The sequence below is a fragment of the Streptomyces shinuiensis genome (assembly GCF_043660855.1).
GTDB lineage: Bacteria > Actinomycetota > Actinomycetes > Streptomycetales > Streptomycetaceae > Streptomyces.
In genome coordinates this window covers 1,700,188-1,712,652 of record NZ_JBIHML010000001.1, presented here as the reverse complement: position 1 = coordinate 1,712,652, position 12,465 = coordinate 1,700,188, and the positions used below count along the sequence as shown (strand labels likewise).

General features: G+C 72.3%; 9 protein-coding genes. 6 read left to right on the top strand and 3 right to left on the bottom strand.

Features of this window, described 5'->3' with window-relative positions; genetic code table 11:
- Positions 1-26 precede the first annotated feature (26 nt).
- Positions 27-1,535: an Asp-tRNA(Asn)/Glu-tRNA(Gln) amidotransferase subunit GatB gene (gene gatB, locus ACGRHY_RS07430; protein WP_394634596.1), complete on the top strand. Its 1,509-nt coding sequence runs from the start codon at positions 27-29 to the stop codon at positions 1,533-1,535.
- Positions 1,536-1,621: 86 nt separating this feature from the next.
- Here gatB and ACGRHY_RS07425 read toward each other — a convergent pair whose 3' ends face one another.
- From ACGRHY_RS07425 to ACGRHY_RS07415, 3 genes are all read right to left on the bottom strand, one after another.
- Positions 1,622-1,801: a DUF6191 domain-containing protein gene (locus ACGRHY_RS07425; protein ID WP_394634595.1), complete on the bottom strand. Its 180-nt coding sequence runs from the start codon at positions 1,799-1,801 to the stop codon at positions 1,622-1,624.
- Entirely contained in the window at positions 1,801-2,988 is a 1,188-nt protein-coding gene (locus tag ACGRHY_RS07420) for a PQQ-dependent sugar dehydrogenase (RefSeq protein ID WP_394634594.1), read from the bottom strand. Before ACGRHY_RS07420 ends, ACGRHY_RS07425 begins: the two co-directional genes overlap by 1 nt.
- 122 nt (positions 2,989-3,110) lie before the next feature.
- Entirely contained in the window at positions 3,111-4,109 is a 999-nt protein-coding gene (locus ACGRHY_RS07415) for an aldo/keto reductase (protein WP_394634593.1), read from the bottom strand.
- 106 nt (positions 4,110-4,215) lie between these two features.
- Between ACGRHY_RS07415 and ACGRHY_RS07410 the strand changes: the two genes are divergently transcribed.
- The 5 genes from ACGRHY_RS07410 to ilvC all read left to right on the top strand — a co-directional run bounded on the left by ACGRHY_RS07410 (position 4,216) and on the right by ilvC (position 12,314).
- Positions 4,216-5,157, top strand: a complete 942-nt coding sequence (locus ACGRHY_RS07410; protein WP_394634592.1) for a 2-hydroxyacid dehydrogenase — start codon at positions 4,216-4,218, stop codon at positions 5,155-5,157.
- 368 nt (positions 5,158-5,525) lie between these two features.
- On the top strand, positions 5,526-8,528 hold the full coding sequence (locus ACGRHY_RS07405) for a putative bifunctional diguanylate cyclase/phosphodiesterase (RefSeq protein WP_394634591.1): 3,003 nt from the start codon (positions 5,526-5,528) through the stop codon (positions 8,526-8,528).
- A 240-nt stretch (positions 8,529-8,768) separates the two neighbouring features.
- Positions 8,769-10,622 carry an acetolactate synthase large subunit gene (locus ACGRHY_RS07400; protein ID WP_394634590.1) on the top strand — a complete coding sequence of 618 codons (1,854 nt, stop codon included), beginning with the start codon at positions 8,769-8,771 and terminating at the stop codon, positions 10,620-10,622.
- Positions 10,623-10,659: 37 nt separating this feature from the next.
- Positions 10,660-11,184 (top strand): acetolactate synthase small subunit, encoded by a 525-nt coding sequence (gene ilvN / locus ACGRHY_RS07395; RefSeq protein ID WP_101254885.1) that lies wholly within the window; start codon positions 10,660-10,662, stop codon positions 11,182-11,184.
- 131 nt (positions 11,185-11,315) lie between these two features.
- A complete protein-coding gene (gene ilvC, locus ACGRHY_RS07390; protein WP_394634589.1) occupies positions 11,316-12,314 on the top strand; it encodes a ketol-acid reductoisomerase in 999 nt (332 codons plus the stop codon).
- The last annotated feature ends 151 nt before the right edge of the window (positions 12,315-12,465 follow it).

The window sequence follows — 12,465 nt, the reverse complement described above, 5'->3', positions numbered from 1 at the left end:
GCAGCGCCTGAAAGGTTTGGCTTTCCGTGACTGTCACCGAACTGGTGTCGTACGAGGACGCGCTGGCCTCCTACGACCCCGTCATGGGCCTTGAGGTCCATGTCGAACTGGGCACCAGGACCAAGATGTTCTGCGGTTGCTCCACCGCGCTGGGCGCCGAGCCCAACACGCAGACCTGCCCCGTCTGCCTCGGACTGCCCGGCTCGCTGCCGGTGGTCAACGCCACCGCGGTGGAGTCCGCCGTGCGCATCGGTCTCGCGCTGAACTGCGAGATCGCCCAGTGGTGCCGCTTCGCCCGGAAGAACTACTTCTATCCGGACATGCCGAAGAACTTCCAGATCTCCCAGTACGACGAGCCGATCGCCTTCGACGGCTATCTGGACGTCCAGCTGGAGGACGGAGAGGTCTTCCGCGTCGGCATCGAGCGCGCCCACATGGAGGAGGACACCGGTAAGTCCACCCACATCGGCGGCGCCACCGGCCGCATCCACGGCGCCGTGCACTCACTGCTGGACTACAACCGCGCCGGCATCCCCCTGATCGAGATCGTCACCAAGCCGATCACCGGTGCCGGGGAGCGCGCGCCGGAGGTGGCCAAGGCGTACGTCGCCGAGCTGCGCGAGCTCATCCGGGCCCTCGGGGTGTCCGATGCCCGGATGGAGATGGGCCAGATGCGCTGCGACGTCAACCTGTCGCTGCGGCCGCACGGCACCGAGACGTTCGGCACCCGCTCGGAGACCAAGAACGTCAACTCGCTGCGCAGCGTGGAGCGGGCCACCCGCTTCGAGATCCAGCGCCACGCCGCTGTGCTGGGTTCGGGCGGGACGATCGTCCAGGAGACCCGCCACTTCCACGAGGACGACGGCTCCACCACCTCCGGCCGGGTCAAGGAGGAGGCGGAGGACTACCGCTACTTCCCCGAGCCGGACCTGGTGCCCGTCGCGCCCGCGCGCGAGTGGGTGGAGGAACTGCGGGCCGGCCTGCCCGAGCTGCCGCGCCTGCGCCGTAACCGGCTGCGCGAGGAGTGGGGCGTCTCCGGGCACGAGATGCAGTCCGTCCTCAACGCCGGGGCCATCGACCTGATCACCGCCACCATCGACGCCGGGGCCCCGGCCGACCAGGCCCGCAAGTGGTGGATGGGCGAGCTGGCCCGCCGGTCGAACGAGCAGGGCACCGAGCTGTCCGCCCTGCCGATCACCCCGGCCCAGGTCGCCCGGGTGTGCGAGCTGGTCGCCGACGGCTCGCTCAACGACAAGCTGGCCCGTCAGGTCATCGAGGGCGTCCTCGCCGGCGAGGACGGACCGGACGAGGTCGTGGAGAAGCGCGGCCTGAAGATCGTCTCGGACACCGGAGCGCTCAGTGCGGCCGTGGACGAGGCGATCGCCGCAAACGAGGCGATCGCCGAGAAGATCCGCGGCGGCAAGGTGGCGGCGGCGGGCGCGCTCGTCGGCGCCGTCATGAAGGCCACCCGCGGGCAGGCGGACGCCGCCCGGGTGCGCGAGCTCATCCTGGAGAAGCTGGGCGTGCAGGGCTGACACCCGCCCGGCCCCCGTACTCCTGTCGGGAGCGCGGGGGCCGGGCCGTGTCGGCCGTGTGCGGGCCCGGTGACCGGTGTGCGGGGTCAGGCCGACTTCGGGGCGGAGCCGCGGGCCCTGATCAGAACGTGCCCGGAGGAGAGGTCGATCGGGCCGCGCCCCGGATCGTGGCCGCCCTCCTCCACCCGGGTGTTCTCCAGCCGCCTGCGCTCGTCGTCGGTGTGGCGGCGCCCGGGGCTGAACAGCTCCTCGATCAGGTTGAACATCAACTGACCTCCAGCTTCAGGATGCGGTCGTCGTCCTCGGCGGGCGTACCGCGCGAGTCGGTCTCACTGGTCACCAGCCACAGCCCGTCGCCGCCGTCGGAGACGACCGTCCGCAACCGCCCGTACTCACCTTCCAGGAAGGCCTGTGGCTCCGCCACCTTTTTCGCGCCATCCAAGGGAACGCGCCACAGCCGCTCCCCCCGCAGCGACGCCATCCACACCGAGCCCTTCGCGACGGCGATACCGCTGGGAGAGGCGTCGGCGGGCTTCCACTGCGCCACGGGGTCGATGAAACCCTCCTCGCCGGCCTCGCCCTCCACCTCGGGCCAGCCGTAGTTCCCGCCGGGCCGGATCAGATTCAGCTCGTCCCAGGTGTTCTGGCCGAACTCCGACGCCCACAGGCGCTTTTCCGCGTCCCAGGCCAGCCCCTGGACGTTGCGGTGGCCCCAGGAGTGGACGACCGAGTCCGCCTCGGGGTTGCCGTGGGCGGGAGGTTCGCCCTCCGGCGTCATGCGCAGGATCTTGCCGCCGAGCGACTCCCGGTCCTGGGCGAGGCTCTGGTCGCCGGAGTCACCGGTGCCCACGTAGAGCATCCGGTCCGGACCGAAGGCGATCCGGCCGCCGTTGTGGACCACCCCCTTGGGGATGCCGCGCAGGACCGTGCTGGGCGCGCCGAGCCGGTTGCCCTCCTCCTTGCCGGCGTCGTAGAGCACGCGCACGACCCGGTTGTCGGAGGCGCTGGTGAAGTACGCGTAGATGTAGCGGTCCTCGGCGAAGTCGGGCGACACGGCGATGCCCAGCAGGCCGCCCTCGCCGCCCGGCTCGACGCCGGGCACCGAGCCCAGTTCGGTGGCCTTCCCGCTGTCCGGGTCGACCAGCGAGATCGTGCCCTCGTCCCGGGAGGAGACCAGCAGACCGCCGTCGGGCAGTGGAGCGAGCCCCCAGGGGGAGTCCAGGTTGTCCGCCACGGTGCCGGTGACCTCCGCCGAGCCCTCGGCGGGCGCGGCCGAGGAGCCGGGGGAGCGGGACCCGCCGGGGGAGGAGGCGGTGCCGGTGCGGTCCGGGGCCCCCTCGCCTGACCCGCCGTCCGAACAGCCCGCCGCCAGCAGGGCGAGCCCGGCGAGGGCGGCGGCGGCCTTCCGCAGCGGCGGGTGCGGACGTACGGACGGGGGACGGCTTCGCAGCATCGGTGCGCCTTTCGACTACGGGCAGCTCTCGGCCGGTGGTACGGGGGCCGGTCGTGCACGCGGTGCGCGCCGCCGGCCCGTACACCCGACCGTACGCCGAGACGGCGCCGGGTGTTCCCGGCTCAGTCCCACGACCCCTGGGCGGCAGGCAGCCCGGCGATCTCCGCCAGGTCCCGCGCGGTCAGCTCCAGGCGCGCCGCCGCCGCGTTCTCCGCCGCCCAGCGCTCCTTCTTGGCGCCCGGCACCGGCACCACGTGCCGCCCCTGGGCCAGCAGCCAGGCCAGGGCCACCTGCGCCGGAGTGGCGTCGCCGTGCCGGGCGGCGACGCGCCGCAGCCCGGCGACGATCGGCTGGTTGGCGGCCATCATCTCGGCCGTGAACCGCGGGTGCCGGGCGCGTACGTCGTCGCGCTCGAAGCCGCCGCCCGGAGTGAGGGTGCCGGTCAGGAAGCCGCTGCCCAGCGGCATCGCGGCCAGAAGGCCGATCCCGCGCGCCTCGCACCACGGCAGCAGCGAGGTCAGGGCCTCCGGCGACCACACCGACAGCTCGGCCTCCACACAACTGACCGGGAAGACCTGCTGGATCCGCTCCAGTTGCCGGAGCGTTCCGGCATGCGCGGGCGCGTCGGACCCACGGCGCCGCTCCCGCGCGCCCACCGCGCACAGTCCCAGCGAGCGCACCTTGCCGGCCGCGACCAGTTCGGCCATCGCGCCCCAGGTCTCCTCGACCGGCACCTCCGGATCGGCGCGGTGGAGCTGGTAGAGGTCGATCACATCGGTCTGCAGCCGTCGCAGCGAGGCGTCGCAGGCGCGCTTCACATAGCCGGGACGCCCATTGGCGACGATGTGCTGCTCACCGACGAGGAGGCCGCACTTGGTGGAGACGAACACGTCCGCGCGGCGCCGCCGCAGTACCCGGCCCAGCAGCAGCTCGTTGGTGAACGGCCCGTACATGTCGGCGGTGTCCAGCAGCGTCACCCCGCGGTCGAGGGCCGCGTGCACCGTGCGCATCGAGGACTCGCCGTCCCGCTCGGACGCGGTGTAGGCCCAGCTCATCGGCATGCAGCCGAGCCCGATGGCACCCACCTCCAGTGCCCCCGCACCGATTGTCCTGCGCTCCACCTGGACGTGCTCCCTCCTCGCCCCCGCGGGGTCGCCCCCGTAGGGCGCTCCCAACCTAACGGGTGCCCTCCGGCGCTTCCGCACAGCCTCCGGATAGCCTCTGGCCATGGCTTCCGCAGATGTCTGGCTGCCCATTCCGCCCGCCGAGATGGGCGGACTGCCCGAGTCGTTCCGCTACGTCCACTGGGACGGGGAGGAGGAGTTCCCGGCGGACCCCGCGGACTGCGTCTTCTACGTCGTTCCCTATCTGAAGGGTCAGGCCGTCGCCGTACGACCGCTGGCGCACATGCCGAACGTACGTGTGGTGCAGACGCTCACCGCCGGCATCGACCACGTGGAGCCGGCCGTACCGCAACTGCCCCGGGGCACGCTGCTGTGCAACGCCCGCGGCGTCCACGACGCGAGCACCGCCGAACTGGCGCTCACCCTCGCCCTCGCCTCGCTGCGCGGCATCCCCTCCTTCGTCCGCGCCCAGGACGCCGGCCGGTGGACGCCGGGTTTCCGGCCCGCCCTCGCCGACCGGACGGCGCTGATCGTCGGCTACGGCTCCATCGGCGCCGCCATCGAGGAGCGGCTGGTGCCCTTCGAACCGGCGGCGGTCCACCGGGTGGCCCGCACCGCCCGCACCGTGCCGCGCGGCCCGGTGCACACCCTCGCCGACCTGCCCCGGCTGCTGCCCGGGGCCGACGTGGTCTTCCTGGTCACCCCGCTCACCGACGCCACCCGCCACCTGGTGGACGCGGACTTCCTGGCCCGTATGAAGGACGGAGCGCTGCTGGTGAACGTCGCGCGCGGCGCGGTCGTGGACACCGGCGCACTGCTGGCGGAACTGGGGACCGGGCGGCTGAGGGCGGCGCTCGACGTCACCGACCCCGAGCCGCTGCCCGCCGGCCACCCGCTGTGGAAGGCGCCCGGCACCCTGATCACACCGCACGTGGGAGGCCCGACGTCCGCGTTCCCGCCGCGCGCCGAGCGGCTGCTCCGCGCGCAGTTGCGGCGCTTCGCGGCCGGGGAGAAGCCGGAGAACGTCGTCGCATCGGCCGGGTGACGGACCCGCCCGGGCGGCCGTGCGGCCGTGCGGCGACGGAAGGGACGGGGAGGGGGCCGGGGCGTGGGACAGGTGGTGTAGGCGCGGATGGCCGCCCACACAGCCATCCGCACGCTCCGGATACGAGTGGATGCGGATTGTATCGGCAATCCCCTCATCAGTCACGCTCCGTAGAAGGCCTATGTCCCTGAGTGACCAGTCTGGTGTATCGTCCGACCCGGGGGCGTACCAGACCAGCGAGGGGGGACGGGCGACATGCACGGCAACCGGACGAACCACCGGACGAACCACCGGACGAACGAACGGTGTTGGACACGGCCCCGGCCGCGGGACCCGGGGAAGGGCCTGCCGCACCCGGAGGAGGCGCGGTGAGCGCCCGGGGGACGGAACGGCCGCGCTTCCCGCGGCTGCCCCGCACGGCCCGCCCGCACGGCGGGACGGGCGCCGGGGAACGGCGGGCGTTCCCGCGGCTGGTGCTGGCCGCCGTGTGCGGGGCGTACGCGGTGGGCGCGTTGCTGGGCTGGGGATCGCCGGCGGTGGCGCTGTTCATGGGCGACTTCGGGCTGAGCGCCGCGGCCTTCACGGCCGCGGGGTCGTGTGTGCACTACGCCCGCACCCACCCGGACACGCCGTTCCGGCCCGCCTGGACGCTGTTCGGGATCTCCTCGGCGATGGCCGGGCTCGGCAACGGGATCTGGGGCTGGTACGAGGTCGTGCTGGGCGAGCCCGTGCCCAGCCCCTCGGCGGCGGACTTCTGCTTCCTGCTCTTCGCGCCCCCGGCCATCGTCGGACTGCTGGTCCTCGCCAAACGGCCGGTCACCCGGGCCGGCTGGACGCGACTGGTCCTGGACGCCTGGCTGGTCGGCGGCTCGCTGCTCACCCTCTCCTGGAGCCTGGCGCTGGACCACCCCTCGTACTGGCAGGGCGAGTCCCTCTCCCTGGTGGCCCTGTCGCTGGCCTACCCCCTGATGGACATCGTGCTGATCAGCATGGTCCTCGCACTCCACTTCCGCCGCTCGTCCGCCCACCGGCCCGCGGTCAACACCGTCATCGGAGCCCTCGCGCTCACCGTGCTCTGCGACGCCCTGTTCACCTCGCCCCTGCTGCGGGAGAGCTACTCCTCCGGCCAGATCCTCGACGCCGGCTGGTTCGCCGGCTCGCTGCTGCTCGCGTACGCCCCCTGGGTCGGCTGCCGGGAGGGGGACGGCAGCCGGCACGCGCCCCTGCGTCAGGCCGTCCGGCCGTCCGCGCCCGGGAACGGAGCGGTGGCCGGATCGCTGGCCGCTCTCGCCCCGTACCTGGCGGCCGCCGTCTGCACCCTGGGGATCCTCTACAACGTCCGCCACGGCGGGGCCATCGACCCGGTGGTGCTGCTGACCGGATGCACCGTCGTCCTGGCGCTGGTGGTCCGGCAGGGCATCATGCTCCTGGAGAACATCCGCCTCACCCAGGAACTGGCCCAGAAGGAGAACCACTTCAGGTCGCTGGTGCAGGGGTCCAGCGACGTGATCATGATCGCCTCGCCGGCCGGGATGCTGCGCTACGTCTCCCCGGCCGCCGCCGGTGTCTACGGCCGGGAGCCGGACAAACTGGTCGGCTCCGAGCTGGCCTCCCTCATCCACCCCGAGGATCTGGGCCGGGTCCTGCACGAGGTGCGCCGCTTCCTGGCCACCCAGCCCAGGGAGGAGCCCTCCACCCGCATCGAATGCCGTATCCGGCACGCCTCGGGCCGCTGGCTCAACGTCGAGTCCACGGTCAACCGCTACCAGGGCGGCCTGATCTTCAACAGCCGCGACGTGACCGAACGGGTCCGGCTCCAGGCGCAGCTCCAGCACAACGCCTCCCACGACCCGCTGACCGACCTGCCCAACCGCTCGCTGTTCACCGAACGCGTCCGCCAGGCGCTCGGCGGCCGGCGCCGGGGCGACGCGGAGGCGGGCCACACGGCGGTGCTCTACATCGACCTCGACGGCTTCAAGGCCGTCAACGACACCATCGGCCACCAGGCGGGGGACGAGCTGCTGATCCAGGCGGGCCGCCGCCTGCGGGAGGCCGTACGGGCCGGGGACACCGCGGCCCGGCTCGGCGGCGACGAGTTCGCCGCGCTCATCGTCGGGGACGGGAAGTGCGACCGGGCCGAGCGCGAGTACCGGGTCCTGGAGATCGCCGAGCGGCTGCGCACCACCCTCTCCCGGCCCTACCGGGTCGAGGGCGGCGAGGCGCGGGTCGCCGCATCCATCGGCGTGGCCTTCGCCGAGCCCGGAGTGACCCCGGCCGTGCTGATGCGCCATGCCGACCTGGCGATGTACCGCGCCAAGCAGGCGGGCAAGAACCGGGTCGAGCTGTACGCCTCGCAACCGCAGGCCGAGGCCGTCCGCCGGGCGGAGCTGACCACCGACCGGTTGCGCGGAGTGCTGGCGGAGAGCGAGTTCGCGCTGCTCCACCAGCCCGTGGTCGAGCTCTCCAGCGGGAAGATCGCCTCGGTCGCGGCCCAGGCCCGCAGGCGATCCGCCCGGGGTGTGCTGTTCCCGCCGGGCGGGCCCCGGCCCGCCCCCCAGGCCCGATCCGCACCGCCGGCGCAGTACGGCCCGCGGCCCCCGCACGGCCCCGCCGCCGCGGACGCCCGCGGCGACGACGGCGGGGACGCGGGCCGGTGGCTGCTGCGCAGGGCCGTCGAGCAGGCCGCCGAACGGCATCACGCGGGCTACCGCGTACCGGTGTCCGTACGGCTGGACGCGCGCCGCCTCACCGACCGCTCCACGACCCCGGCCACCGTCGAGGCGCTGCTGTCCCGGCACGGGCTGCCGCCCGACGCCCTCGTCGTCGAACTGGCCGACACCGACCCCCGCGTCTCCCTGGACGAACTCGAGCTGTGGGTCACCGCGCTGCGGCGTATCGGGGTCGGCATCACCCTGGACGGCTTCGGCGGCGCCCACTCCGGTCTCGCCGCGCTCCGCAGGCTTCCCGCCGACGCGCTGAGGCTGGACCGCGCGCTGGTCGACGGCGTTCTGGACTCCCCCAGGGTGCGGAAAATCACCTCCGGGCTGCTGCGGATCGCGGACGACCTCGGGATGCTCTCCGTCGCCGACGGCGTGGACCTGCCCGAACAGGCCGCGGCGCTGTGCGCCCTGGGCTGCACCCACGCCCAGGGCGCCGCCTTCTCCAAGCCTCTGGACGAGCACCGGCTCAGGCGCGCCCTGGCCCGCGGGAGCTACCCCGTCTCCGGTGAGGAGCAGCACTTCCCGGGCGTCGGCCGCTCGGTGGTGGTCGCCGGTTCGCTGCCCGCGCACAGGAGCGGACCGGCGGCGCACGGTCCGGTGGCACATCCCCCATTGCGCTCAAATAGTGAGACGTCCGTCCCACCCACTTGACACCTCAGGCACCGCGGGAGGAAGGTCGGTGCCATGCGCACCCGAATTCTCGTACTTGGACAGCGCGTCGACTGACACAGGGCATGCCCGCCCTGTGGACGACATCGACGCGCTCCCCTCGCTTGCCTGACGGCACGGGGGGTTTTTTGTTGCACCGGTGCCAGCGGCACTCGAGCGCGAACCACCCACAGCCACCCACAACGAGCGTCAAACCCTCAACTCTCCGAGAAGAGACAAGTGATGACCGAGCAGGCCACCGGGGCCCCTCGCCCGCAGCCGCGGGCCCGTACCGGCGGAGCGCAGCCGCAGCCCGCCACCGTCGAGCACGTCACGGGAGCCCAGTCCCTCATCCGTTCTCTCGAGGAAGTCGGCGCCGACACGGTATTCGGCATTCCGGGGGGCGCCATCCTGCCCGCCTACGACCCGATGATGGACTCCTCCCGGGTGCGCCACGTCCTCGTCCGCCACGAGCAGGGCGCGGGCCACGCGGCCGCCGGCTACGCCCAGGCCACCGGCAAGGTCGGCGTCTGCATGGCCACCTCCGGCCCCGGTGCCACCAACCTGGTCACCCCGATCGCCGACGCGCACATGGACTCCGTCCCGCTGGTCGCGATCACCGGCCAGGTGGCCTCCAAGGCGATCGGCACCGACGCCTTCCAGGAAGCCGACATCTGCGGCATCACCATGCCGGTCACCAAGCACAACTACCTGGTCACCGACCCGGCCGACATCCCGCGGGTGATCGCCGAGGCTTTCCACATCGCCTCCACCGGCCGGCCCGGCCCGGTGCTGGTGGACATCGCCAAGGACGCCCTGCAGGCGCGGACGACCTTCTCCTGGCCCCCCGCCACGGACCTGCCCGGCTACCGCCCGGTGACCAAGCCGCACGCCAAGCAGATCCGCGAGGCCGCCCGGCTGATCACCGAGGCCGCCCGCCCGGTGCTGTACGTGGGCGGTGGCGTGCTGAAGGCCGGGGCCACCACCGAGCTGAAGGTGCTGGCCGAGCTGACCGGCGCCCCCGTGACCACCACCCTGATGGCACTGGGCGCCTTCCCCGACAGCCACCCGCAGCACCTGGGCATGCCCGGCATGCACGGCACCGTCGCGGCCGTCACCGCCCTGCAGAAGGCCGATCTGATCGTCGCGCTCGGCGCCCGCTTCGACGACCGAGTCACGGGCAGACTGGACTCCTTCGCGCCGTACGCGAAGGTCGTGCACGCCGACATCGACCCGGCCGAGATCGGCAAGAACCGCACCGCCGACGTCCCGATCGTCGGTGACGCCCGCGAGGTCATCGCCGACCTGGTCGTGGCCGTCCGCGCCGAGCACGAGGCGGGCAACACCGGCGACCACACCGAGTGGTGGCGGCAGCTGAACCGCTGGCGCGAGACCTACCCGCTGGGCTACGACCACCCCGACGACGGATCCCTGGCCCCGCAGCAGGTCATCGAGCGCATCGGCGCGCTGGCCCCGGAGGGCACGGTCTTCGCCGCCGGCGTGGGTCAGCACCAGATGTGGGCCGCCCACTTCGTCAAGTACGAGAAGCCGGCGACCTGGCTGAACTCCGGCGGCCTGGGCACCATGGGCTACGCCGTCCCGGCCGCGCTGGGCGCGAAGGCCGGCGTCCCGGACCGCACCGTCTGGGCGATCGACGGCGACGGCTGCTTCCAGATGACCAACCAGGAACTGGTGACCGCCGCGCTCAACGGCATCCCGATCAAGGTCGCGATCATCAACAACGGCGCCCTGGGAATGGTCCGCCAGTGGCAGACCCTCTTCTACAACCAGCGCTACTCCAACACCGTGCTGCACAGCGGCCCGGACGCCGTCAGCCCCGAGAACAGGGGCACCCGCGTCCCGGACTTCGTGAAGCTGGCGGAGGCCATGGGCTGTGTCGGCATCCGCTGCGAGGACCCCGCGCAGCTCGACGCGGTGATCGAGAAGGCCAACTCCATCAACGACCGCCCCGTGGTCGTGGACTTCATCGTCCACGAGGACGCGATGGTCTGGCCGATGGTCGCGGCCGGCACATCCAACGACGAGGTCATGGCGGCCCGCGGCGTCCGCCCCGACTTCGGCGACGGCGACGACTGAGCCCCAGAGGAACCCGAGGAACGGAACACCACACCCGATGTCCAAGCACACGCTCTCCGTCCTGGTGGAGAACACCCCGGGCATCCTCGCCCGGATCGCCTCCCTGTTCTCCCGTCGCGGTTTCAACATCGACTCGCTCGCCGTCGGCGTCACCGAGCACCCCGACATCTCCCGCATCACCATCGTGGTGAACGTCGAGGACCTCCCGCTGGAGCAGGTGACCAAGCAGCTCAACAAGCTCGTCAGCGTGCTGAAGATCGTCGAACTGGAGCCGGGGTCCGCCGTCCAGCGCGAACTCGTCCTGGTGAAGGTCCGCGCCGACAACGAGACCCGCTCGCAGATCGTCGAGATCGTCCAGCTCTTCCGCGCCAAGACCGTCGACGTCTCCCCGGAGGCCGTCACCATCGAGGCGACCGGCAGCAGCGACAAGCTGGAGGCCATGCTCAAGATGCTGGAGCAGTTCGGCATCAAGGAACTGGTCCAGTCCGGCACGATCGCGATCGGCCGCGGAGCGAGGTCGATCACCGACCGCTCGCTGCGCGCGCTCGACCGGACCGCATAGCGAGACCCCAGCCCGTCCCCGCCCGCACCGGCATACGGTGGCTCCGGCGGCGGTCCCGGGGACGGGCCCCGCACCCCTGACCCGTACGGCGAGACCGCCGGTGCGGCAAGAACAACAAGGAGATATCCCAAGTGGCCGAGCTGTTCTACGACGACGACGCCGACCTGTCCATCATCCAGGACCGCAAGGTCGCGGTCCTCGGTTACGGCAGCCAGGGCCACGCCCACGCCCTGTCCCTGCGTGACTCGGGCGTCGACGTCCGAGTCGGTCTCCCCGAGGACTCCAAGTCCCGGGCCAAGGCCGAGGAGCAGGGGCTGCGCGTGGTCACCCCGGCGGAGGCCGCCGCCGAGGCCGACGTGATCATGGTCCTGGTGCCGGACCCGATCCAGGCCAAGGTCTACGAGGAGTCCATCGCCCCCAACCTCAAGGACGGCGACGCCCTCTTCTTCGGCCACGGCTTCAACATCCGCTTCGGTTTCATCAAGCCCCCGGCCGGCGTGGACGTCGTTATGGTCGCCCCCAAGGGCCCGGGCCACCTGGTCCGCCGCCAGTTCGAGGAGGGCCGCGGCGTCCCCTGCATCGCGGCCGTCGAGCAGGACGCCACCGGCAGCGCCTTCCAGCTGGCCCTGTCCTACGCCAAGGGCATCGGCGGCACCCGCGCCGGCGTCATCAAGACCACCTTCACCGAGGAGACCGAGACCGACCTGTTCGGTGAGCAGGCCGTGCTGTGCGGCGGCGCCTCGGCCCTGGTCAAGGCGGGCTTCGAGACCCTGGTCGAGGCCGGCTACCAGCCCGAGATCGCGTACTTCGAGTGTCTCCACGAGCTGAAGCTGATCGTGGACCTGATGTACGAGGGCGGCCTGGGGAAGATGCGCTGGTCGGTCTCCGAGACCGCCGAGTGGGGCGACTACGTCACCGGCCCGCGGATCATCAACGAGAACACCAAGGCCGAGATGAAGAAGGTCCTGGCCGAGATCCAGGACGGCACCTTCGCCAGGAACTGGATGGCCGAGTACAGCGCCGGCCTGCCCAAGTACAACGAGTACAAGAAGGCCGACGGCGACCACCTGCTGGAGACCACCGGCCGCGAGCTGCGCAAGCTCATGAGCTGGGTCGAAGACGAGAACTGAGCGGACCGCCGGGCCGGCCCGACGGCCCGGCGCCGCCCGACCCGCCCGCAGGTGGACGCCGCGGCCGCCGACGGGGCGGAGCGGCCCCGGTGATCGGCCACCGGGGCCGCCCCTCCGCCGATACACTGCACATACAAGCGCGTCACAGGCT

Excerpts from the sequence above, each read along its gene's own strand:
- ACGRHY_RS07425 (WP_394634595.1), bottom strand. The coding sequence starts at position 1,801 with ATGTTCAACCTGATCGAGGAGCTGTTCAGCCCCGGGCGCCGCCACACC.
- ACGRHY_RS07420 (WP_394634594.1), bottom strand. The coding sequence starts at position 2,988 with ATGCTGCGAAGCCGTCCCCCGTCCGTACGTCCGCACCCGCCGCTGCGG.
- ilvN (WP_101254885.1), top strand. The coding sequence starts at position 10,660 with ATGTCCAAGCACACGCTCTCCGTCCTGGTGGAGAACACCCCGGGCATC.
- ACGRHY_RS07410 (WP_394634592.1), top strand. The coding sequence starts at position 4,216 with ATGGCTTCCGCAGATGTCTGGCTGCCCATTCCGCCCGCCGAGATGGGC.
- ACGRHY_RS07400 (WP_394634590.1), top strand. The coding sequence starts at position 8,769 with ATGACCGAGCAGGCCACCGGGGCCCCTCGCCCGCAGCCGCGGGCCCGT.